The 19,251-nt window shown below is 71.3% G+C and carries 15 protein-coding genes; 10 read left to right on the plus strand and 5 right to left on the minus strand.

Annotated features, from left to right (window positions below; all coding sequences use genetic code 11):
• Positions 1-47: 47 nt before the first annotated feature.
• Together ACFQO7_RS18665 and ACFQO7_RS18670 are read left to right on the plus strand one after the other, a co-directional pair.
• Entirely contained in the window at positions 48-1,133 is a 1,086-nt protein-coding gene (locus tag ACFQO7_RS18665; RefSeq protein ID WP_376807538.1) for a WD40/YVTN/BNR-like repeat-containing protein, read from the plus strand.
• Positions 1,133-1,819 (plus strand): MoaD/ThiS family protein, encoded by a 687-nt coding sequence (locus tag ACFQO7_RS18670; protein WP_376807539.1) that lies wholly within the window; start codon positions 1,133-1,135, stop codon positions 1,817-1,819. The genes ACFQO7_RS18665 and ACFQO7_RS18670 overlap by 1 nt, the downstream gene beginning before the upstream one ends.
• Positions 1,820-1,828: 9 nt before the next feature.
• Here ACFQO7_RS18670 and ACFQO7_RS18675 read toward each other — a convergent pair whose 3' ends face one another.
• The 4 genes from ACFQO7_RS18675 to ilvD all read right to left on the minus strand — a co-directional run bounded on the left by ACFQO7_RS18675 (position 1,829) and on the right by ilvD (position 6,909).
• Positions 1,829-2,374, minus strand: coding sequence for a hypothetical protein (locus ACFQO7_RS18675; protein ID WP_376807540.1), 546 nt, complete (start codon positions 2,372-2,374; stop codon positions 1,829-1,831).
• 17 nt (positions 2,375-2,391) lie between these two features.
• Positions 2,392-3,408: a LacI family DNA-binding transcriptional regulator gene (locus ACFQO7_RS18680; protein WP_376807541.1), complete on the minus strand. Its 1,017-nt coding sequence runs from the start codon at positions 3,406-3,408 to the stop codon at positions 2,392-2,394.
• An 82-nt stretch (positions 3,409-3,490) separates the two neighbouring features.
• Complete coding sequence (locus ACFQO7_RS18685; RefSeq protein ID WP_376807542.1) at positions 3,491-4,756, minus strand: serine hydroxymethyltransferase; 1,266 nt, start codon at positions 4,754-4,756, stop codon at positions 3,491-3,493.
• Between the two features lie 308 nt (positions 4,757-5,064).
• On the minus strand, positions 5,065-6,909 hold the full coding sequence (gene ilvD, locus ACFQO7_RS18690; RefSeq protein WP_376807543.1) for a dihydroxy-acid dehydratase: 1,845 nt from the start codon (positions 6,907-6,909) through the stop codon (positions 5,065-5,067).
• A 133-nt stretch (positions 6,910-7,042) separates the two neighbouring features.
• Between ilvD and ACFQO7_RS18695 the strand changes: the two genes are divergently transcribed.
• The 6 genes from ACFQO7_RS18695 to ACFQO7_RS18720 all read left to right on the plus strand — a co-directional run bounded on the left by ACFQO7_RS18695 (position 7,043) and on the right by ACFQO7_RS18720 (position 16,415).
• Positions 7,043-9,490: a putative bifunctional diguanylate cyclase/phosphodiesterase gene (locus ACFQO7_RS18695; protein ID WP_376807544.1), complete on the plus strand. Its 2,448-nt coding sequence runs from the start codon at positions 7,043-7,045 to the stop codon at positions 9,488-9,490.
• Between the two features lie 180 nt (positions 9,491-9,670).
• Entirely contained in the window at positions 9,671-11,491 is a 1,821-nt protein-coding gene (locus tag ACFQO7_RS18700) for an acetolactate synthase large subunit (RefSeq protein ID WP_376807545.1), read from the plus strand.
• A complete protein-coding gene (ilvN, locus tag ACFQO7_RS18705; RefSeq protein WP_120318427.1) occupies positions 11,491-12,009 on the plus strand; it encodes an acetolactate synthase small subunit in 519 nt (172 codons plus the stop codon). Before ACFQO7_RS18700 ends, ilvN begins: the two co-directional genes overlap by 1 nt.
• Positions 12,010-12,240: 231 nt before the next feature.
• Positions 12,241-13,251, plus strand: coding sequence for a ketol-acid reductoisomerase (ilvC, locus tag ACFQO7_RS18710; RefSeq protein ID WP_203693581.1), 1,011 nt, complete (start codon positions 12,241-12,243; stop codon positions 13,249-13,251).
• A 322-nt stretch (positions 13,252-13,573) separates the two neighbouring features.
• The gene (gene serA, locus ACFQO7_RS18715) at positions 13,574-15,175 is read left to right on the plus strand and encodes a phosphoglycerate dehydrogenase (RefSeq protein ID WP_376807546.1); all 1,602 of its coding nucleotides are present in this window, start codon (positions 13,574-13,576) and stop codon (positions 15,173-15,175) included.
• A gap of 271 nt (positions 15,176-15,446) precedes the next feature.
• On the plus strand, positions 15,447-16,415 hold the full coding sequence (locus ACFQO7_RS18720; protein ID WP_376807547.1) for a hypothetical protein: 969 nt from the start codon (positions 15,447-15,449) through the stop codon (positions 16,413-16,415).
• Between the two features lie 123 nt (positions 16,416-16,538).
• Here ACFQO7_RS18720 and ACFQO7_RS18725 read toward each other — a convergent pair whose 3' ends face one another.
• The gene (locus tag ACFQO7_RS18725; RefSeq protein WP_376807548.1) at positions 16,539-17,414 is read right to left on the minus strand and encodes an alpha/beta fold hydrolase; all 876 of its coding nucleotides are present in this window, start codon (positions 17,412-17,414) and stop codon (positions 16,539-16,541) included.
• Between the two features lie 130 nt (positions 17,415-17,544).
• On the opposite strand from ACFQO7_RS18725, the gene ACFQO7_RS18730 reads away from it, so the two are divergent.
• Positions 17,545-18,093, plus strand: a complete 549-nt coding sequence (locus ACFQO7_RS18730; RefSeq protein WP_360520626.1) for a GNAT family N-acetyltransferase — start codon at positions 17,545-17,547, stop codon at positions 18,091-18,093.
• A 97-nt stretch (positions 18,094-18,190) separates the two neighbouring features.
• A complete protein-coding gene (locus tag ACFQO7_RS18735) occupies positions 18,191-19,213 on the plus strand; it encodes a 3-isopropylmalate dehydrogenase (protein ID WP_361043057.1) in 1,023 nt (340 codons plus the stop codon).
• Positions 19,214-19,251: the final 38 nt, after the last annotated feature.

A 19,251-nucleotide genomic window follows, 5' to 3' on the forward strand; every position in this document is an offset into this window, starting at 1 on the left:
GTGAACGTGAACCTCAGGCGCGGTGAACCGGAGAAAAGAGGTCAACGATGACCGTTCTGCTGCTCATAGGCACGGCGAAGGGCCTGTTCCTGGCCCGCCGGGACCGGGTCGGGGACGCCTGGCAGCTGTCCGTCCCGCAGTTCCCGATGACCGGGGTGTACGCCGTCGGCGTCGACAGCCGCCGCGCCACGCCCCGCCTGCTGGCGGCCGTCGACAGCTCGCACTTCGGCCCGAGCGTGGCGACCAGCGACGACCTGGGCGTCTGCTGGCGCGAGCCGGACCACGCCCCGCTGGCGTTCCCGCAGGACACCGACACGGCGCTGGGCCGGGTGTGGGCGCTGCAGCCGGGTCCGGCCGCCGAGCCGGACGTCGTCTGGGCGGGCACGCAGCCGTCGGCCCTGTTCCGCTCGACCAACGGCGGCCTGACGTACGAGCTGGTCCGCAGCCTGTGGGAGCACCCGCACCGCACCGAGTGGGGCGAGGGCTTCGGCGGCCAGGCCATCCACACGGTGCTGCCGCACCCGACCGATCCGTCGCGGATCCTGGTCGCGATGTCCACCGGCGGCGTCTACCGGACCACCGACGGCGGCGAGACCTGGCACCCGTCCAACAGCGGCATCAAGGTCACCTTCATGCCGGACCCGTTCCCGGAGTTCGGCCAGTGCGTGCACAAGGTCGCCCGCGACGGCGAGGACCCCGAGCGGCTCTACCTGCAGAACCACCACGGGGTGTACCGCTCCGACGACGACGGCCAGACCTGGTCCTCGATCGCGGACAGCCTGCCCAGCGACTTCGGCTTTGCGATGGTGGCCCACCCGCGCCGCGGCGGCACCGCCTGGAACTTCCCGATCACCGCCGACGCGCTGCGCTTCCCGGTCGAGAACAAGTGCCGCGTCTTCCGCACCACCGACGCGGGCAAGACCTGGACCCCGCAGTCGTACGGGCTGCCCACCGCCCCGTTCTACCCGTCCGTGCTGCGCGACGCGATGTGCGTGGACGACAACGACCCGGTCGGCGTCTACTTCGGCAGCCGCACCGGCGAGGTGTTCGCCAGCGCCGACGAGGGCGACAGCTGGGCGCTGGTGGCGGCGCACCTGCCCGACGTGCTGTGCGTGCGGGCGGTCAGGATCTGATGGTCACGGTGCTGGTGCCGGGCGCGCTGCGGACCGAGGTCGGCGGCGAGTCCAGGCTTGAGGTGCAATCGGACGGCACGCTGCGCGCGGTGCTGGACGAGGTCGATCAGCGCTGGCCCCGGCTGGGCCGGCGCATCCGCGACGAGCGGGGCGAGCTGCGCCGCTACGTCAACGTGTACGTGGACGGAGAGGACTGCAGGGTGTTGTCAGGTCAGGAGACGCCGGTCAGCGGCAGCGGTGAGGTGCAGGTGCTGCCCAGCGTCGCGGGCGGCAGTGTCGAGCAGGAGGCTCCCGCGCTCGACGGCGACGGCATCCTCGCGGACAACTTCGCCCCGTGGGTGCGGGAGCTGGGCCTGACCGTGCAGGAGACCGGCCCCGACTGGGCCACGCTGCGGCTGCCCTGGTCGGACCGGCTGGCCCGGGAGGGCGGGGCGATGAGCGGGCAGGCCCTGATGGCCGCCGCGGACACGGCGACGGTCATCGCGGTGAGCGCGGCCCGGGGCGGGTTCGTGCCGATGACCACGGTGCAGCTGTCGACCACGTTCCAGCGGCCGGTGCTCGGCAGCGATGTGCTGGTCACGGCCCGGCTGACGAAGCTGGGCCGGACCATGGCGTTCGCCGACATCACGATGACCGCCAAGGGCGTGATCGTCGCCCACGCGACCACGGTGTACGCCCTGCTCTGACCCGCCGGGTCAGGTGAGGTCGGACCAGAAGGGGACCTGCTTGGCGGCGCCGCCGGGCAGATCGCCGGGTGGCAGGTCGAACTCGCGCTGGAGGTACGCGGGCAGCGTGTCGCCGTACACGATGACGTCGGTCTGCATGACGGAGAAGACCGGCAGGTCGGTCTCGGGCAGCGCGGGCGCGTAGCGGTGGCCGTAGACCGGCACGAGCTGCGGGGCTCGTTCGAGCGCCCGGCGGGCGACCGACAGCGCGAACGCCGTCCGGGACGGCCGCTCGCCCCAGCCAGGCAACCAGAAGCCGTTCTCCTGCACGTCGAACAGCACCCCGTCGACCGGCGCGGCGAGCCGTTCGGCGAGCTGGTCAGGGTCGCCGTCGCGCCAGTCGGGCCAGCGCCCGCCGACCGGCAGCCCCGCCGTGAGCAGGGCGCGGTGGTCGGGGTTGAAGACGAACCCGAACCGGCTCTCCAGCCCGGCGAACTCGGCCGCGGTCAGCGGGTCGGCGACCCGCGCCGGCAGCGCCGCCAGCAGGTCGCGGGCGTACGCCGCGGACAGGCTCATGCGGCCGAGTGTAGGCGTCAGGCCGCCGGCGGAGCGGTGCTTCCCCGCGGCACGAGCTGCGGTGTCGTGTCCTGGAAACCGCGGATCTCGGCCCCGTCGAGGATCTTCAGCAGCTGGTCGGCGGCGTGCGCGCCGTACGCCGCGATGTCGCGGCTGACCGCGGACAGCTGCGGGTGCAGCAGCTGGCACAGCGGCGAGTCGTCCCAGGCCACGATGGACAGCTGGTGCGGCACGGAGATGCCCATCTCGTGCGCGACGCCGAGCCCGGCCACGGCCATGGTGTCGTTGTCGTAGACGATCGCGGTCGGGGAGGGGCGGCGCGACAGCAGCGCCCGGGTGGCGCGGGCGCCCTCCTCGCCGGTGTAGTCGGTGTACACCGTGGTCACGTCGGTGAGGCCGACCCGGTCGGCGGAGTCGGCGACGGCCTGCCCGCGCACCGAGGTGTGCCACAGGTCGGCGAGCCCGGCGACCCGGGCGATGCGCCGGTGCCCCAGCGCGGCGAGGTACTCGACCACCGAGGTGGTCACCGCGACCTCGTCGCTCCACACGCCGGGCAGCGTGCCGAGGCCGTGCGGGCCGCCGATGACCACGCACGGCATGTTCAGCTCCTCCAGCAGCGGCACGCGCGGATCGTCGCGGCGCAGGTCCACGATGATCACACCGTCCACCCGGCGCTGCGCCCACCAGCGGCGGTACGTCGCCATCTCGCGCTCGCGGTCCTCGGTGACCTGCATCAGCAGGCTGACGTCGCGGGCCGACAGGGTCGCCTCGATGCCCGAGATGAGCTGCATGAAGAAGGACTCGATGCCCAGCGTGCGGGCCGGGCGGTCGACGATCATGCCGAGCACGCCGGTGCGGCCGTCGGACAGCGCCCGCGCCGCGCTGCTGGGGTGCCAGCCGAACTGCTCGGCCACGGCGAGGATGCGCCGCCGGGTCTCCTCGGACACGCCTGGTCGGCCGTTGAGCGCGTACGACACCGCGCCTTTGGACACCCCCGCCGCGCGGGCGATGTCGGCGATGGTTACCCGCTTCATATGAGCTCCAGCTGCGTTGTGAATGATCGAAGCCCCTCTCGTGCTGAACAGTTCAGCACGAAAGGAGCTCCGATCACAGTGCTCAGTCGGTGTACCCGGGCATGGGGAAGGCCTGGAGCAGGTCGCGCACCTCGCCGGCGATACGCTCGCCGGTGGCCGGGTCGTCCTTGACCGCGGCGGTGACCGCCTCGTCCATCCACGCCGCGACCTGCGGCATGTGCTGCTCGGTCAGGCCGCGCGTGGTCAGCGCGGCGGTGCCCAGGCGGATGCCGGACGGGCTCCACGGCTTGCGCGGGTCGTAGGGCACCGTGTTGAAGTTCAGCTCGATGCCGGCCGCGTCGAGCGCCTTGGCGGCGGGCTTGCCCTCGATGCCCTTGCCGGTCAGGTCGATGAGCAGCAGGTGGTTGTCGGTGCCGCCGGAGACCAGGTCGAAGCCCCGGTCGTTGAGCGCGGTCGCGAGCGCCTTGGCGTTCGCGACGACCTGGTGGGCGTACGCGGTGAAGGTCGGCTGCGCCGCCTCGTGCAGCGCGACGGCGATGCCGGCGGTGGTGTGGTTGTGCGGGCCGCCCTGCAGGCCGGGGAAGACGGCCTTGTCGATGGCGGTGGCGTGCTCGGCGCTCGCCATGATCATGGCGCCGCGCGGGCCGCGCAGGGTCTTGTGGGTGGTCGTGGTGATCACGTCGGCGTGGCCGACCGGCGACGGGTGCGCCCCGCCCGCGATCAGGCCGGCGATGTGCGCGATGTCGGCGACCAGGATCGCGCCGACCTCGCCGGCGATCGCCGCGAAGCCGGGGAAGTCGATGGTGCGCGGGATCGCCGTGCCGCCACAGAAGATCATCTTGGGGCGCTCGGCCAGCGCGATGTCGCGGACCAGGTCCATGTCGATGCGCCCGGTGTCGCGCCCGACGGTGTAATGCACCGGCCGGAACCACTTGCCGGTCGCCGACACCGGCGAACCGTGCGTCAGGTGCCCGCCCTGGGCCAGCTCCAGCGACAGGAACGTGTCGCCCGGCGTCATGAAGGCCAGGTAGACGGCGAGATTGGCGGGCGAGCCGGAGTACGTCTGCACGTTGGCGTGCTCGGTGCCGAACAGCGCCTTGGCCCGCTCGATCGCCAGCGTCTCGATCTGGTCGCAGAACTGCTGGCCCTCGTAGTAGCGCTTGCCCGGATACCCCTCGGAGTACTTGTTGTTCAGCACCGTCCCGCAGGCTTCGAGCACCGCCGTCGACACGTAGTTCTCCGACGCGATCATCCGCAGCTTGTCGTGCTGCCGCTTCGCCTCACCCTCGATCAGCGCGGCCAGCGCCGGATCGGCCGCGGTCAGGTGCGGCAGCTTGGGCTCGTGCATCGCATTACTCCTCGCATTCGGTACCACCCGCATCCTATGCCGCCCATGATCACCCATCACTCGGGGTGCGTTGATCATGAACTTATGGCACGGGTCACCGGCGTGTCCCTGTCCTAACTTCATGATCGCCCGGGTGGTCCGACTGCCGGGTGATCATGAAGGTGTGGACACGACACGCCGCCGAGCCGTGCCATAAGTTCATGATCAGCGGGAAAAGGGCACGCTGGTTGGCCATGAACTGTGGGTTCATGGCCAACCAGCGTGAGGGAGTCCTCCCGCGGGGGGCGAGCCTGCGGGGGAGTCGAGGGTTAGGGGACGCGGCGGTACGCGCCGTCGCTGGCGCTCGTGGCCATCGACGCGTACGCCCGCAGGGCCGCGCTCACGGGGCGCTGCCGGTCGACCGGGGTGTACGGTTTTTCCCGCTTGTCCTGAACGATACGCCTCTCGGCCAGCACCTGCTCAGGGACCTCCAGCACCATCGATCGGGCGGGGATGTCGATGGCGATGGTGTCGCCGTTCTCGACCAGCGCGATCAGGCCGCCGCCGGCCGCCTCGGGCGAGATGTGCCCGATGGACAGCCCGCTCGTGCCGCCGGAGAAGCGCCCGTCGGTGATCAGCGCGCACGCCTTGCCCAGGCCCCGGCCCTTGAGGAACGAGGTCGGGTAGAGCATCTCCTGCATGCCGGGGCCGCCGCGCGGGCCCTCGTACCGGATGACGACCACGTCGCCGGCGACGATCTCGCCGCCCAGGATGGCGGTGACCGCGTCGTCCTGCGACTCGAACACCTTCGCCGGACCGGTGAAGCGCAGGTTCTCCTCGGACACACCCGCCGTCTTCACGACCGCGCCGTCCGGGGCCAGGTTGCCGAACAGGATGGCCAGGCCGCCGTCGGCGGAGTACGCGTGCGCCACGTCCCGGATGCAGCCGTTGGCCGCGTCGGTGTCCAGGGTGGACCACACGTTCTCGGTGCTGAACGGCTGCGTGGTGCGCACCCCGCCGGGCGCGGCGTGGAACAGCTTCTCGGCCACGGGCAGCGCCGCGCCGCTGCGGATGTCCCAATCGGACAGCCACCCGGCCAGGTTCGGCGAGTGCACCGCGTGCACGCCGGTGTGCAGCATGCCGCCCCGGTTCAGCTCGCCCAGCAGGGCGGGGATGCCGCCGGCCCGGTGCACGTCCTCCATGTGGTACTGCTGGCTGTTCGGCGCGACCTTGGCCAGGCACGGCACCCGCCGGGAGACGGCGTCGATGTCGGCCACCCCGAAGTCCAGCTCGGCCTCGCGGGCCGCGGCCAGCAGGTGCAGCACCGTGTTGGTCGAGCCGCCCATGGCGACGTCGAGGGCGACCGCGTTCTCGAACGCCTCGCGGGTGGCGATGGCGCGGGGCAGCACGGAGGCGTCGTCGCCGTCGTAGTAGCGCTTGCACAGGTCCACGATCAGCGAGCCGGCCTGCTCGAACAGCGCCTTGCGGGCCGCGTGGGTGGCCAGCGTGGAGCCGTTGCCGGGCAGGGCCAGGCCGATCGCCTCGGTGAGGCAGTTCATCGAGTTCGCGGTGAACATGCCGGAGCAGGAACCGCAGGTCGGGCAGGCGGACCGCTCGATCTGGCCGAGCTGCTCGTCGCTGACCGCGTCGTTGGAGGCGGCGATCATCGCGTCGATCAGGTCGAGCTTGGTGTGCACGACACCCTCGACGGCGACCGTCTTGCCGGCCTCCATCGGGCCGCCGGAGACGAACACGGTGGGGATGTTCAGGCGCAGCGCGGCCAGCAGCATACCGGGCGTGATCTTGTCGCAATTGGAGATGCACACGAGCGCGTCGGCGCAGTGCGCGTTCACCATGTACTCGACCGCGTCGGCGATCAGCTCGCGGCTGGGCAGCGAGTAGAGCATGCCGCCGTGGCCCATGGCGATGCCGTCGTCGACGGCGATGGTGTTGAACTCACGGCCCACGCCGCCGGCCTCGGCGATCGCGTCGGAGACCAGGCCGCCGAGGTCCTTGAGGTGCACGTGCCCCGGCACGAACTGGGTGTAGCTGTTGGCGACGGCGATGATCGGCTTGCCGAAGTCGCTGTCGGTCATACCGGTGGCACGCCACAGCGCGCGGGCGCCGGCCATGGTGCGACCGTGAGTGGAGGTGCGGGAACGCAGCTCGGGCATGTCGTAAGTGTGTCACTCGTCCGAGCACGCGCCCAGCTCAGCGTTGCTGTGTCCACACCCCGGGACGGTGGTGATGCGGGAATGTCGCACAACGTGTCTCGCTTTGTGCTCACCGCTGCGGCAGAGTGGTGACGTGGACCTCCCCCCGGGGCTCGCGATAGCCGTACTGGCGAGCGTGTTGACCGCTGTGCCTGTGGTCTGGGCACTGGCGACGAATCGGCTGGTCGACCAGCACGGCCTGGTCGTCCGCGCGAACCGGCTCAGCGCCGGTGCGCTGATGGTGTACGCCCTCGCCGCCCCGATCGCCTGGGTGCACACGGCCGGCTGGCCGGACGGCTGGGTTCACCTGCTGAGCAACCGGATGGTGCTGGGCGGCCTGCTCGGCCTGCCCGCGTCGATCGCCGCGCTGCTGCTGGTCGCCGCGCTCCTGGAGATCACCGATCAGGTGGTGGGCGACGGCGCGCGCCTGCGGCTGATGCTCGAGTCGCTGATGGTGGCGTCGGGCCTGTTCATCGTGGCGTGGACCTTCCTGCTGGCGCCGGTGAAGCCCGGCGGGCACCACGCCCTGCCGGGAGCGTGCGTGCCGGTGCTGGTCGCCACGATCCTGTGCTCGGTGGTGCTGGGGTTGAGCGCGGTGCTGCTGGTGCGTGCGCAGCTGCGGCAGGGGCCGCTGCTGCGGCATTGCGTCGGCGCGGGGCTGATGTCCGTCGGCATGACCACGATCGCCGGGGGCGCGTGCTACGGGGCCCCGCTGGTGGTGGTCGTCGCGGCGGCGGCCCTGCCGATCGGCGCGGCGCTGTGGTTCATCGGGCCGCCCCCGCCGCCTCGCGCCAGTGACGCCGAGTCGGTGTCGCCGAGCTCGGGCCTGGCCGCGGGACTCGCGCCGGTGATCACGATCTCGTTCGTGGTGGCGCTCGGCTACAGCCGGGGGATGGGCATCGAGCCGGTCACGGCCCTGGTCGGCATCGTCAACGGGCTGTTCATGGTCGGCCGGCAGTACCTGGCCGTGGTGGACGTGCGCAAAGCCAACAACCGGCTGGCCGACAGCGAGTCGCACTTCCGTGAGCTGGCCCACACCGACCCGCTGACCGGCCTGGCCAACCGGCGAGGGCTGCTGCGCACGATGTATCTCGACGCGGCCGGCGGGCCGCCGTGCGTGCTGCTCACCCTTGACCTGGACGGGTTCAAGAACGTCAACGACATGCGCGGCCACGACGCGGGCGACGCGGTGCTGATCGAGGTCGGCCAGCGGCTTCGGCTCAACCTGCGGCCCGGCGACCTGCCCGCGCGGCTGGGCGGCGACGAGTTCGCGGTGCTGATGTGGAGCCGGCCCGGGGAGGCGGCGAAGGTCGCCCAGCGGCTGCTGGCGGTGCTGTCCCGGCCGTACCAGCACGGGGCCGCCGACATCTTCCTGTCCGCGAGCATCGGCCTGGCCGGCTGCGGCGCGGCCGATGACATCCCGACCCTGCTGCGCAACGCCGACCTGGCCCTGCGGGCCGCCAAGCAGCGCGGCAAGAACCGGGTCGAGCTCTACGACGAGGTGTACGACAAGCAGCTGCGCCGCCGCACCGCGATCGAGCACGAACTGCGGGGCGCGATCGACCGCCAGGAGCTGTCCCTGGCGTACCAGCCGGTGGTGGCCCTGCCGTCGACCCGCCCGGTCGGCGCGGAGGCGCTGATCCGCTGGAACCATCCGGAGCTGGGCCCGGTCGGGCCGCTGGAGTTCATCCCGATCGCCGAGGAGACCGGCCAGATCGAGGCACTCGGGGCGTGGGTGCTGGACCAGGCCTGCCGCCAGCTGTCGCGCTGGGTGCAGGAGGGCTACGACGTCTGGGTGTCGGTGAACATCTCCCCGCGGGAGCTGCACTCCACCAAGTACGTCACCGGCGTGAAAGAGGTGCTGCGCAAGCACCGGGTGCCGCCGTCGCGGCTGGTGCTGGAGGTGACCGAGCACGCCGTCGCCACCGACCTGGACGAGTTCCGGCGCACCCTGGCCGCGCTGCGCGCGCTGGGCCTGCGCATCGCGCTGGACGACTTCGGCGCGGGTTACTCCTCGCTGGGGCAGCTGCGGCAGATGCCGGTGGACATCCTCAAGATCGACCGTGACCTGGTCATCGACGCGCCGTCCGACCACGGGCCGGGCGCGCCGATGGTCGACGTGGCGGTGCGCCTCGGTCAGCGTCTCGGCCTGCAGGTGATCGCCGAGGGCATCAGCGAGCCGCACCACCGCCGCCTGGTCGAGGCGACCGGCTGCCCGTACGGGCAGGGCCAGCTGTTCGGCATGGGCGTGCCCGCCGAGCACCTGGAGGCGCGGCTGGCGTCCTCGGCCAACGGGGGGCTCAAAGCCCTGCCCGCCGCACCGCCCAAACCACTGCCGAGCGCGCCGTCCGCGAACGCCGGCCCCGCCCCGACCAAGACGCTGCCGAGCACCCCGACCGGGTCGGGAAACAGCGCGTCACCGGCCAAATCCCTGCCGCTGACGCAGCCGATCGGCGGGCTCTCGCCGTCTCGCGTCAGCGAGGCGAGCGGCAGCTCAGCGGGACGTCACGACACGGTCGTCCCAACATCCGGGAGCAGTTGACTCAGCGGCTGAGATGCGTCAAGCTGAGCCCATGTCGACCTCTCGGCCGTCCACCCGAGTACTTACCTGAGCGCACTCTCAAACTGACGAGAGTGCGCTGGCCCCCGTGCGAACTTTGCACGAGGGCTTTTTTGTTGGCCGGACGCCCTGAGACCTTCCAGATGCCAAAGGTGATCGGAAATGACTAGACCCAGCCCGGAGTCCCTGGCCCAGCGGGCCGCGGCGCAACGATCAGCGCCCCCCGCCGCCACCAGCGCCCAGTCCGCCCCTGTCGCGGCCACCGGCGCGCAGAGCCTCGTCAAGTCGCTGGAGGCGCTCGGGGTAGAGGTGGTCTTCGGCATTCCCGGCGGCGCCATCCTGCCCGCGTACGACCCGCTGTTCGACTCGAAGCTGCGCCACATCCTGGTCCGCCACGAGCAGGGCGGCGGGCACGCCGCGACCGGGTACGCCCAGGCCACCGGCAAGGTCGGCGTGTGCATGGCGACGTCGGGACCGGGCGCGACGAACCTGGTGACGCCGATCGCGGACGCGTACATGGACTCGGTGCCGCTGGTGGCGATCACCGGTCAGGTGGCCCGCCCGGCGATCGGCACCGACGCCTTCCAGGAGGCGGACATCCAGGGCATCACGCTGCCGATCACCAAGCACAACTTCCTGGTGCAGTCCGCCGAGGACCTGCCCCGGGTGCTGGCCGAGGCGTTCCACCTGGCGGCCACCGGCCGGCCCGGCCCGGTCCTGGTCGACATCCCGAAGGACGTGCTGCAGGCGCAGACCACGTTCAGCTGGCCGCCGACCCTGGACCTGCCCGGCTACCGGCCGACCCTGCACCCGCACGGCAAGCAGATCCGCGAGGCGGCCCGCCTGATCATGGCGGCGAAGCGCCCGGTGCTGTACGTCGGCGGCGGCGTGCTCAAGGCCCAGGCCACCGACGCGCTGCGCGAGCTGGCCGAGCTGACCGGCATCCCGGTGGTCACCACACTGATGGCCCGGGGCGCGTTCCCCGACTCGCACACCCAGCACGTCGGCATGCCCGGCATGCACGGCACGGTGTCGGCGGTGTACGCGCTGCAGCGCAGCGACCTGCTGATCACCCTGGGCGCGCGCTTCGACGACCGGGTCACCGGCAAGCTGGACAGCTTCGCCCCGGACGCCCAGGTCATCCACGCCGACATCGACCCGGCCGAGATCGGCAAGAACCGCCATGCGGACGTGCCGATCGTGGGCGACGTCAAGCACGTGATCGAGGAGCTGATCACGGCGCTGAAGGCGGAGTCCCACCCGGCTCGCGAGGACTGGTGGGCGCAGCTCAACGACCTGCGCACCCGCTACCCGCTGGGCTGGGAGGAGCCCGAGGACGGCACGCTCGCCCCGCAGTACGTGATCAAGCGGCTGGGCGAGATCGCCGGTCCGGACGCGGTCTACGTGGCGGGCGTCGGCCAGCACCAGATGTGGGCCAGCCAGTTCATCTCGTACGAGAAGCCGGCCACCTGGCTCAACTCCGGCGGCCTGGGCACCATGGGCTACGCCGTCCCGGCCGCCATGGGCGCGAAGGTGGCCCGGCCCGACGCGGTGGTGTGGGCGATCGACGGCGACGGCTGCTTCCAGATGACCAATCAGGAGCTGGCCACCTGCGCGCTCGAAGGCATCCCGATCAAGGTGGCCGTCATCAACAACGGCAACCTGGGCATGGTCCGGCAGTGGCAGACGCTGTTCTACAACGAGCGCTACTCCAACACCGACCTGGGCACGCACAAGCACCGCATCCCCGACTTCGTGAAGCTCGCCGAGGCGCTGGGCTGCATCGGCATGCGCTGCGAGTCCGCCGAGGACGTCGACAGGACGATCGAGGCCGCCATGGCGATCAACGACGCGCCCGTGGTCATCGACTTCGTGGTCGGCAAGGACGCCATGGTGTGGCCGATGGTCGCCGCCGGCACCAGCAACGACGAGATCATGTTCGCCCGGGGCGTGCGTCCCACCTTCGACGAGGATGACATCTGATGAGTAAGCACACGCTTTCAGTGCTCGTCGAGAACAAGCCCGGTGTGCTGGCGCGCGTGGCGGGGCTCTTCTCGCGGCGCGGGTTCAACATCGACTCGCTGGCGGTGGGGGAGACCGAGCACCCCGAGGTCTCCCGCATCACGGTCGTCGTCAACGCCGACGAGCAGCCACTGGAGCAGGTCACCAAGCAGCTCAACAAGCTGGTCAACGTGCTGAAGATCGTGGAGCTGGAGGCCAGCACCGCGGTGCAGCGCGAACTCCTGCTGGTGAAGGTCCGGGCCGACCGCCCGGTGCGCTCGCAGGTGCTGGAGACCGTCGAGCTGTTCCGGGCCAAGGTCGTGGATGTGGCCCCGGACGCGCTCACCATCGAGGCGACGGGCACCGCCGAGAAGCTCGACGCGCTGCTGCGCGACCTGGAGCCGTACGGGATCAAGGAGATGGTGCAGTCGGGCCTGGTCGCCATCGGCCGCGGCTCGCGCAGCATCACCGCCAACCCGGCCCTGCGCCTGGCCGCCTGACCACCCACCCGGCGGCGGGCCTCCGGGCCCGCCCCACTCCCGCCGCAACTCTTTAAGAGTCGCGGCATCCCGAACCCTCCGAGGCCGCAAGTCTTTAAGAGTTGCGGCAGGGGAGGGCCGGGCGGGACGAGACGATCAACTGGTGGGACGCGGGATGGCCGCGTGCACCTGCCGCCGGGGGTCGGGGCGAAGATGCCCTGGCCCGGCGAGTGACCTTGAGAGGGAACGAGAATGGTTGAGATCTTCTACGACGACGACGCGGACCTGTCGATCATCCAGGGCCGCAAGGTCGCGGTGATCGGGTACGGCAGCCAGGGTCACGCCCACGCGCTGTCGCTGCGCGACTCGGGTGTCGACGTGCGCGTCGGGCTCAAGGAGGGCTCGAAGAGCCGCGCCAAGGCCGAGGAGCAGGGCCTGCGCGTGGTCACGCCGGCCGAGGCGGCGGCCGAGGCCGACGTCATCATGCTGCTGGCGCCGGACACCGCGCAGCGCTTCATCTATGCCGAGTCGATCGCCCCGAACCTGACCTCGGGCAAGGCGCTGTTCTTCGGCCACGGCTTCAACATCCGCTACGGCCTGATCACCCCGCCCGCGGACGTGGACGTGGCGATGGTCGCCCCGAAGGGCCCCGGCCACCTGGTGCGCCGCCAGTACGTCGACGGCAAGGGCGTGCCCTGCCTCATCGCCATCGAGCAGGACCCGACCGGCGGCGCGCAGGCCCTGGCCCTGTCGTACGCCAAGGCGATCGGCGGCAGCCGGGCCGGCGTCATCAAGACCACCTTCAAGGAGGAGACCGAGACCGACCTGTTCGGTGAGCAGGCCGTCCTCTGCGGTGGCGCGTCCGCGCTGGTCCAGGCGGGCTTCGAGGTGCTGACCGAGGCCGGGTACGCGCCCGAGGTGGCGTACTTCGAGTGCCTGCACGAGCTGAAGCTGATCGTGGACCTGATGTACGAGGGCGGCATCGCCCGTATGCGCTACAGCGTCTCCGACACCGCCGAGTACGGCGACGTCACCCGCGGCCCGCGCGTCATCGACGGCCGGGTCAAGGAGGAGATGAAGCGCATCCTCGGCGAGATCCAGAACGGCGAGTTCGCGCGCGAGTGGGTCGCCGAGGACGACAACGGCCGCCCGAACTTCACCAAGCTGCAGGAGCAGGGCGCGGTGCACCCGATCGAGGAGACCGGCGCCAAGCTGCGGGCCATGATGAGCTGGGTCGACCGGCCGATCACCGAGACCGCGTAAAGACTTTCCTCTCCCATAGGTGTCCGCCCGCGCAACCTTGCGGGCGGGCTTACCGGGCCGTGCCCAGGCGATCCCTGGGTACGGCCCGGTTTTTCTTGATCATGCCGTTTCGCCCGGTCAGCGCTTTCCGGCGCGCGCAGCGCGTTCTTGACCGGTTCCAAAGAGCGCCGGAAACGGACTGAGCAGCACGAACGTGAGTACCGTCACGCGGTGGCTTGGACATGCGAAGCGCCCGCGAGCCCGTAGCATCGCGGGGGTAGGGCCCGACACGCAGTGCGGCGAACCGGGCTGAAGTCATCCAACTCTCTCCGTGAGGCAAGCTGTGACTCCCGTCGTTCTCATTGCCGAAGAACTCGCTCCCGCCGCGCTCGACGTGCTGGCGCACGACTTCGACGTGCGTCACGTCGACGGCACGGACCGGGCGGCACTGCTTGCCGCGCTGGCCGACGCCGACGCCGTGATCGTGCGCAGTGCCACCCAGATCAACGCCGAGGCGATCGCGGCCGCGCCGCGCCTGAAGGTCGTCGCCCGCGCGGGCGTGGGCCTGGACAACGTCGAGGTGCCCGCCGCCACCGCCCGTGGCGTGATGGTCGTCAACGCGCCGACCTCGAACATCGTCTCGGCCGCCGAGCAGGCCATCGCGCTGCTGCTGGCCGTCGCCCGCAACACCGCCTCGGCGTCGTCGGCGCTGAAGAACGGCGAGTGGAAGCGCTCGAAGTACACCGGTGTCGAGCTGCAGGGCAAGACCGTCGGCGTGGTCGGCCTGGGCCGCATCGGCGTGCTGTTCGCGCAGCGCATCGCCGCGTTCGGCACCCGCCTGATCGCGTACGACCCCTACGTGCAGCCCGCCCGCGCGGCGCAGCTGGGCGTGCGCCTGGTCGGCCTGGAGGAGCTGCTCCGCGAGAGTGACTTCATCTCGATCCACCTGCCGAAGACCCCGGAGACCGTCGGCCTGATCGGCGCGAAGGAGCTCCAGCTCGTCAAGCCGGACGTGCGGATCATCAACGCCGCGCGCGGCGGCCTGATCGACGAGGAGGCGCTGGCCGACGCGCTGGCCGAGGGCCGGGTCGCCGGCGCCGGCATCGACGTGTACCTCAAGGAGCCGTGCACCACGTCGCCGCTGTTCGCGTTCGACAACGTGGTCGCCACGCCGCACCTGGGCGCGTCGACGCACGAGGCGCAGGACAAGGCCGGCCTGGCCGTGGCCAAGAGCGTCAAGCTGGCCCTGCAGGGCGAGTTCGTGCCGGACGCGGTGAACGTCCAGGCCGGTGGCGTGGTCGCCGAGGAGGTGCGGCCGCTGCTGCCGCTGGCCGAGAAGCTCGGCAAGGTCTTCACCGCCGTGGCCGGTGGCGTGGCCGCCGGGGTCACCATCGAGGTGCGCGGCGAGATCGTGAACCTGCACGACGTGTCGGTGCTGAAGCTGGCCGCCAGCAAGGGCCTGTTCAGCGCGATCGTCGAGGAGCAGGTCACCTATGTCAACGCGCCGCTGATCGCGGCCGACCGGGGCGTCGAGATCGACCTGACCACCAACCCCGAGGTCAACGAGCACAAGAACCTGGTGACGGTGCGCGGCGCGCTGCCGGACGGGCGTACCGTCTCGGTCGCCGGCGCGGTGGTCACCCACGGCCTGCGCGAGCAGATCAAGCTGACCGAGCTGGACGGCTTCGACCTGGAGCTGGACGCCGACGGCAACCTGCTGTTCTTCCGCTACGCGGACCGGCCCGGTGTGGTGGGCGCGGTCGGCACCGTGCTCGGCGCGGTCGGCGTGAACATCGCGGCGATGCAGGTGGCCCGGCGCGAGGCCGGCGGCGAGGCGCTGATGACGCTGACCGTCGACTCGCCGGTCGCGGCCGACCTGCTGCAGCGTGCCGCCGAGAACATCGGCGCGGCGTCGGTCAGCGCGGTTGATCTCACCGAAGAGTGAGCAGGCGCTTGCGTAGCGTGTTGTCCGCTGGGTAACCTGCACAGGTGTCCACTGCGGACACGCTTGTCACGCGTTCGGGACGGGTCTTCGGGTGACCCCTGCCGCGGCGGGTGACGAGCAGCCAGACGAGCACCGTTCGGCCCGGTGAGCTGTTGCCGCAGCTCACCGGGCCGAACTGCGTACCGGGGCAGAATTTCTTGCCCGAGTGGCGCACTCTCGTCGGCATGATTCCTCTCGTCGGCCACCGGGGCCGGGCAGCAGAATGCCGGTCATGCCGATGACCGAGCCCATCACCGCATGGCGCGAACTGCCCGCGACCCTGCGCGCCGAAGTCCGCCGCACGGGCCGCGCCGCAACGTTGCCCGCCGACCCGGCGGTGCAGGACGCCATGATCGCCCGCCACCACGCCTGGCTGCGCGGCAGCAGGTGGTCGGCCTGGTTGGTCCTGGCGCTCGTGCCCGTGGTGCTGCTGGTCACCTGGCGCGACGGCCCGGCAGAGTCATGGGTGCGCCTCGCGGGCATCGGGGCGATGGTGCTCGCGTCGGCCGGCCTGATGGGCGTCGAGATCGCCCGCGGGCGATGGGCCCGGACCGTCGCGCCCGCCCGGGTGGCCGCCGCGCTGCGGGACACCCGCGGCGCGGTGCCGACGGAAGGACGGCAGTCCGGGATCGGCCTGCCGCTCATCGCCATACCCCTGTTCGGCGTGCCGGTCGTGTACCTGTACATGATGATCGACACGTGGGACATGGAGCGTGACCTGCAGGCGGAGGCGTTCCCGGGGGAGCCGTTCGACTGGGGCGCCCTACGCGGCTGGGCGATCGTGTGGGCGCTCACCCTGCTCGTGCCTGCGTTGATCAGCCTGGTCCATGCGTACCGGCTGCGGCCCTTCGACCGCGGGCCCGCGGTCCGGGTGGACGAGGCGGGCATCTGGATCCGGCGGCTGCGGGTCACCGTGCCCTGGACCGAGGTCGTCGGCCTGCACGCCGTCGGCCCGAGCACGCGCGACGGCGTGGGCCTGGCCGTGCAGGTGCGCGACCCGGACCGGATCGTGGCGCTGAGCACCTACCCGGCCTGGTCGCGCCGGTATCTGCTGTGGGGGTTGCGCGGCGGCGACCGGTGGATCGTGGTTGACGAGCACCTGCTGCGCGAGCCCGCCGACGGGCTGCTGGCCGCGGCACTGGCCTACCAGGCGACCCACCCGCCCGCGTCCGGCGCGCAGGGCGGCTGGGGCTGGTGGTGAGCGGCCACGGCTGTTGATCCGTTTTTGTGGACGCCCGGTGCCCCTGTAGGGGCGTCCAGCGTCCACGAAAACGGATCAACGCACTGCGCCTGCTGTCGTGGGCGGTTCGCGGTGATTGCGGTGTCAGAGCGGGTAGGCGGATCGCTGGACGGCGACCGGAGCGTGGGTGTCGAGGAACGCGCCGATCGGGTCGACGATGCGCGGATCGCCGAGGACCCGGCGGTGCCCCAGTCCACTGGTGATCAGCAGTTGTGAGCCCGGATAGGCGGCGTGGATCCGGTGGGCGTGGTCGACGCCGACCACGTCGTCGTCGGTGTCGTGCACGACGAGCAGCGGGACCGCCAGCGCCGCCGGTTCGAACACGCTGGAGAAGCGGGTCCACAGGTCGTCGACACCGAGGTCGCGCACCGAGTGCTCGCGCAGGTGCCGGGCGAGTGAGGGGCGCAGGCGCAACTGCCGGGCGAACTCGGTGACCAGGTGGTCGAACTCGGCGGGACCGGCGACCGCGACCAGGCAGCCCGCGCGCAGTCCGGTGCGCAGGGCGTGGAAGGCGCAGGGGACGCCGAAGGAGTGGGCGACGACCGCCGCGAAGTCGCCGTGCCGGTCCTGCAGCCCGCGAATGATGCGTTCGTACTGGAGCAGGTTGGTCGTGGTGCCGCCGGAGTCGCCGTGGCCGGGCGCGTCGAAGGTGACCGGGCTGTAGCCGCGGTCGAGCAGGTCGGCGATCATCCCGGCGAACCGGGAGCCGCGCGAGCTCCAGCCGTGCACGAGCAGCACCGGCCGGCTGCCGTCGCCCCAGCTGTAGGTCGCGACCGGGACACCGTCGAGATCGACCTCTGCGACCGCGGCCGCCGCGTGCACGTCCTGCTCGCGAGGGTGGACCGCGGCGCGGTCGGCCGGGCGGAAGAAGAGTTTGTACGCCACACGCCGGGCGAGGGGCGGGGCGAGCACGGCGGCGGCGTTGAGGAGCCGACCGGTCATCAGGATCGCTGCCTTCATGGCGGCAGGTTAGCAATCAATAAGAACGATCGGTCGGTTAGTTATCTCACATGTTTGCGGTGCCCGCGCGCTGCTCCTGGTCACGGCGGTAATCCGGCCGATCGAGGCGGGTTCATGGCAGCATTCCGGCATGAGTGAGTCGTCCCCGACGGAGATCGTCATCGCGCCGGTCGGCTTCGAGCACCTGCGCCAGGTCCTCGACCTCGGCTACCGGGTCTTCGACACGACGGTGAAGCCGTACACCTCGTGGTCGCTGACCGCCGTCGCCGAGCACCTGGACAGCGGCGACAGCGCGTGCTGGGTGGCACTGGACGGCGCCAAGGTGGTCGGCTTCGTGCTCGGCTCGCAGACCTTCGAGCTGCGCGACGACTGGGGCTACCTGGAGTGGATCGCGGTGGACCCGGCGTACCAGGGCAGGGGCATCGCTGGGCGGCTGGTGAACGCCTGCTGCGAGGCGCTGTTCGCGGGCGGGGCGAGCCGGGTGGTGACCGACGTCGAGTCGTCCAACAGCGCGTCGGCGACGCTCATGTCGCGCAACGGCTTTGCGCCCGCGGTCACGGTGACCCTGTTCGTGCGCAGCAGCCAGCCCGACGAGGAGCCCGGGCGGGCCGTACGCGGCGTCTCCAAGCGCCCCCTGATCCGCAGCGGCCGGCTGCTCGGCGACCACCGCAATCCCTGACCGCGAAGTCCACATGGTGGAACGGATGTACCGTTGGGTGGGAGCGGGGCTTAACGTTCGGTAGACATGTGGCATGAGCGGTAGGGAGCGGGCTGGCATGCGGATCGCGGTCGTGGCAGGGGACGGTATCGGCGCCGAGGTGGTGGCGGAGGGGCTCAAGGTCCTCGACGCGGTGCTGCCGGGCGTGGAGACCACTCCGTACGACCTGGGCGCGGCGCGTTACCACCGGACCGGTGAGGTGTTCCCGGACTCGGTGCGCGACGAGCTGGCCCAGCACGACGCGATCCTGCTCGGTGCGGTCGGCGACCCCAGCGTGCCGCCGGGTGTGCTGGAGCGGGGCCTGCTGCTCAAGCTGCGCTTCGACTTCGACCAGTACGTCAACCTGCGTCCGTCGCGCCTGTGGCCCGGGACCGCGGGCCCGCTGGCGAACGTCAAGCCGGGCGAGATCGACTTCGTCGTCGTGCGCGAGGGCACCGAGGGCCTGTACGCGGGCGCCGGCGGCGGCCTGCACCGGGGCACCCCGGCGGAGATCGCCACCGAGGAGAGCCTGAACACCCGCCACGGCGTGGAGCGGGTCATCCGCGATGCCTTCGCGCGGGCTGCCGGCCGGACCCGCCGCAAGGTCACCATGGTGCACAAGACCAACGTGCTGACCCACGCGGGCGGCCTGTGGGCGCGCACCTTCGCCGAGGTGGCGAAGGAGTTCCCGGACATCGCGACGGAATACCAGCACGTCGACGCGGCGGCCATGTTCATGGTGACCAACCCGCAGCGCTACGACGTGATCGTCACCGACAACCTGTTCGGCGACATCCTCACCGACATCGCGGCCGCCGTCACCGGTGGCATCGGCCTGGCCGCGAGCGGCTGCATCAACCCGACCCGGGCGTTCCCGTCGATGTTCGAGCCGGTGCACGGCTCTGCTCCGGACATCGCGGGCCAGGGCAAGGCCGACCCCGTGGCGGCGATCCTGTCGGTGGCGCTGTGCCTGGAGCACCTGGGCCACCCCGACGAGGCTCGCAAGATCGAGGAGGCCGTGGCGACGGAGCTCTCCGGGCGCACCGGCGAGCCGATCCGCACCGCCGAGGTCGGCGACCGGGTATCCGTACTCGTAGCATGACCGCAGGGCTCCGGTCCGTGCGGTGACCGGGGTGGATG

It is taken from the genome of Catellatospora aurea (assembly GCF_042663325.1).
Taxonomy (GTDB): domain Bacteria; phylum Actinomycetota; class Actinomycetes; order Mycobacteriales; family Micromonosporaceae; genus Catellatospora; species Catellatospora aurea.

Coding starts and splice junctions, on each gene's coding strand:
- ACFQO7_RS18665 (WP_376807538.1), top strand. CDS start 48: ATGACCGTTCTGCTGCTCATAGGCACGGCGAAGGGCCTGTTCCTGGCC.
- ACFQO7_RS18670 (WP_376807539.1), top strand. CDS start 1,133: ATGGTCACGGTGCTGGTGCCGGGCGCGCTGCGGACCGAGGTCGGCGGC.
- ACFQO7_RS18675 (WP_376807540.1), bottom strand. CDS start 2,374: ATGAGCCTGTCCGCGGCGTACGCCCGCGACCTGCTGGCGGCGCTGCCG.
- ACFQO7_RS18680 (WP_376807541.1), bottom strand. CDS start 3,408: ATGAAGCGGGTAACCATCGCCGACATCGCCCGCGCGGCGGGGGTGTCC.
- ACFQO7_RS18685 (WP_376807542.1), bottom strand. CDS start 4,756: ATGCACGAGCCCAAGCTGCCGCACCTGACCGCGGCCGATCCGGCGCTG.
- ilvD (WP_376807543.1), bottom strand. CDS start 6,909: ATGCCCGAGCTGCGTTCCCGCACCTCCACTCACGGTCGCACCATGGCC.
- ACFQO7_RS18700 (WP_376807545.1), top strand. CDS start 9,671: ATGACTAGACCCAGCCCGGAGTCCCTGGCCCAGCGGGCCGCGGCGCAA.
- ilvN (WP_120318427.1), top strand. CDS start 11,491: ATGAGTAAGCACACGCTTTCAGTGCTCGTCGAGAACAAGCCCGGTGTG.
- ilvC (WP_203693581.1), top strand. CDS start 12,241: ATGGTTGAGATCTTCTACGACGACGACGCGGACCTGTCGATCATCCAG.
- ACFQO7_RS18720 (WP_376807547.1), top strand. CDS start 15,447: ATGCCGATGACCGAGCCCATCACCGCATGGCGCGAACTGCCCGCGACC.
- ACFQO7_RS18725 (WP_376807548.1), bottom strand. CDS start 17,414: ATGAAGGCAGCGATCCTGATGACCGGTCGGCTCCTCAACGCCGCCGCC.
- ACFQO7_RS18730 (WP_360520626.1), top strand. CDS start 17,545: ATGAGTGAGTCGTCCCCGACGGAGATCGTCATCGCGCCGGTCGGCTTC.
- ACFQO7_RS18735 (WP_361043057.1), top strand. CDS start 18,191: ATGCGGATCGCGGTCGTGGCAGGGGACGGTATCGGCGCCGAGGTGGTG.